This window comes from Streptomyces antioxidans (assembly GCF_000968685.2).
In the GTDB taxonomy this organism is placed as follows: Bacteria; Actinomycetota; Actinomycetes; order Streptomycetales; family Streptomycetaceae; genus Streptomyces; species Streptomyces antioxidans.
Genome location: NZ_LAKD02000230.1, coordinates 1 through 716, shown reverse-complemented (window position 1 = coordinate 716; position 716 = coordinate 1). Strand labels below are relative to the sequence as shown.

Sequence of the window (716 nt, the reverse complement as noted above, 5' to 3'; positions counted from 1 at the left end):
ACGGCACCGGCACGAAGCTCGGTGACCCGATCGAAGTGCAGGCGTTGCTGGCTACCTATGGGCGGGAGCGTGAGGGTGACCGGCCGTTGTGGCTGGGGTCACTGAAGTCCAACATCGGTCATACCCAGTCGGCTGCTGGTGTGGGTGGTGTGATCAAGATGGTCATGGCCCTGAATCGTGAGGTGCTGCCGCGTACGTTGCATGTGGACCAGCCGTCTTCGCATGTGGACTGGGATGCGGGTGCGGTGGAGTTGCTGACCGAGTCTGTTGCGTGGCCGCGTGGGGAGCGGGCCCGTAGGGCTGGTGTGTCTTCCTTCGGTGTGTCGGGGACCAATGCGCACGTCATTATCGAGGAGGCGCCGGCGGAGGAGTCTGTTGGTGGGGGTGTGGTGCCTGTGGTGGTGCCGTCTGGGGTGGTGCCGTGGGTGGTGTCGGGGCGTAGTGCGGGTGCGTTGGCTGGTCAGGCGGGTCGGTTGCTGGAGTATGTGCGTGCCGCTCAGGCTGACGGTGATGACGTGGACGCAGTGGGTGTGGGTCGTGCTTTGGTGGGTTCGCGTGCGGTGTTTGAGCACCGTGCTGTGGTTCTGGGTTCGGATGTGGGGGAGTTGACCGCTGGGCTTGAGGGCTTGGTGCGGGGTGAGGCTGGTGTTGGTGTTGGTGTTGGTGTTGGTGTTGGTGTTGGTGGTGTTGGTGGTGGTGTGGTGGGTCGTGTGTGG

1 protein-coding gene is annotated in these 716 nt (G+C 64.1%); it reads left to right on the top strand.

What is annotated here, in order from left to right; translation table 11 throughout:
- Positions 1 to 716: ketoacyl-synthetase C-terminal extension domain-containing protein (locus tag VT50_RS37885; RefSeq protein ID WP_143645395.1), on the top strand; the 716-nt coding region annotated here is incomplete at both ends.